Annotated in this window: 2 protein-coding genes; both read left to right on the forward strand. The window is 79.0% G+C overall.

Annotation, left to right across the window (positions count from 1 at the left end):
* Positions 1-690 (forward strand): D-alanyl-D-alanine carboxypeptidase (locus tag WCS02_RS20065; RefSeq protein WP_340296066.1); only part of this gene is annotated, 690 nt, incomplete at its 5' end.
* 20 nt (positions 691-710) lie between these two features.
* A complete protein-coding gene (locus tag WCS02_RS20070; RefSeq protein WP_340296067.1) occupies positions 711-1,823 on the forward strand; it encodes a zinc-dependent metalloprotease in 1,113 nt (370 codons plus the stop codon).
* The last annotated feature ends 9 nt before the right edge of the window (positions 1,824-1,832 follow it).

The following is a 1,832-nucleotide window of genomic DNA, read 5'->3' on the forward strand; positions in this document are numbered from 1 at the left end:
GCCACGGCCGCCGCGGCCTTCGCCGCCGCCCTCACCGCCGCGCTGGGCGAGGGTCTCGGCGCCGGCGCCCCGGCCGTCGGTGCGTCCTCGGTGAGCCCCGCGCCCGTCCCCGTCGGCCCCGTGCTGGCCGAGGCCGGGTCGGCACCCGTCGCCGACGTCCTCGCGCACCTGCTCGTCACCAGCGACAACACCGTCGCCGACGGCGTCGCCGGCCTGGTCGCCCACGAGCTGGCCGCCCCGACCGCGTCCGCGTCCGCCGGCGCGACGGTCGTCGACGTCGTCCGCCAGCAGGGCGTCGACCTCGGCCCGACCGTCGCCGCGGACGGCTCCGGCCTGGAGGACGGCAGCGTCTCCTCCGCCGCCGCGCTGTCGGGGCTGCTCGCGGCCGCCGCGGCGGCGCCCGCCGAGGACGACCTGTCGCTGCTGCCCTCGCTGCTGCCGGTCGCGGGCCTGGAGGGCACGCTGTCGTCCCGGTTCACCGCGCAGGAGCGCAGCGCGGCCGGGCGGGGCGTGGTCCGCGCCAAGACCGGGACGCTCACCGGTGTCGTCGCCCTCGCCGGGGTGGGCACGACCGCCGACGGGCGCGGGGTGTCCTTCGCGCTGCTGTCCGGCGGCGTCCCGCCCGGCGGCACCGACGCGGCCCGCGCCGCCGCCGACCGGGTGGCCGCCGCGGTCGTCGCCTGCTGCTGACGTCGGCCTACCCTCGACCCATGCAAGCCACCGCGACCCTCGTCGACTGGGAGGCCGCCGGGGCGGCAGCGGCGGCCCTCGTGCCGCCCGGCCCGGCCATGACCCGGGCCGAGATCGAGGACCTCGTCGCGGAGCTGCGCAGCTGCGCCTCCCTCGCGGTCGACCCCGTGGCCGAGACGTCCGGGCTCGAGGCGGGCGAGGACGGCGGCGCCGTGCTCGTCGTCGACCGGGCCGGCTGGGCACGCGCGAACGCCGCGTCCTTCGGCGCCCTCATGGACCCCGTCCTCTCGGCGGCCCTGCAGCGGCAGAAGGCCGGCCGGTCCGGGGGGCGGGGCACGCCCGAGGGCCCCGCCGCGCTCGCGGCCGTCACCCGCGCGGTCAACGCCGCGGAGACCGGCAGCCTGCTCGCCTTCATGGCGTCCAAGGTGCTCGGCCAGTACGACGTGCTGGCCCCCGACGGCGGGCGGCTGCTGCTCGTCGCGCCCAACGTCGCCCACGTCGAGACCGAGATCGGCGCCGTCCCCTCGGACTTCCGGCTCTGGGTGTGCCTGCACGAGGAGACCCACCGCGTGCAGTTCGGCGCCAACCCGTGGCTCGCCGGCTGGTTCCGCGGCCAGGTCGTCGAGCTGCTCGACGACATGCTCGAGGACCCCGCGAGCTCGCTCAAGCGCCTCGTCGACGGGCTCGGCAGGCTGCCGGACCTGCTGCGCGCGCCCGCCCCGGGCGCCGACGCCCCGGCCGGGTCGGCCAGCGGCGGCCTCATCGACCTCGTCCAGACGCCGGAGCAGAAGGAGCGCCTCGACGCGCTCAGCGCCGTCATGTCGCTGCTGGAGGGCCACGCCGACGTCGTCATGGACGAGGTCGGCCCCTCCGTCGTCCCCACGGTCGCGCAGATCCGGGCCCGGTTCGGCGCCCGCCGCGGCGGCACCGGCCCGGTGGACCGCGCGGTGCGCCGCCTGCTCGGCCTGGACGCCAAGGTCGCCCAGTACCGCGACGGCGCCCGCTTCGTGCGCGCGGTGACCGCGCAGGTCGGCACCCCCGGCTTCAACGCGGTGTGGTCCGGCCGGGGCACCCTGCCCAGCGCCGCCGAGCACCGGGACCCCGCGGCGTGGGTGGCCCGGGTCCACGGCTGAGGGCGCCCG

This window comes from Aquipuribacter hungaricus, assembly GCF_037860755.1.
Classification (GTDB): Bacteria; Actinomycetota; Actinomycetes; order Actinomycetales; family JBBAYJ01; genus Aquipuribacter; species Aquipuribacter hungaricus.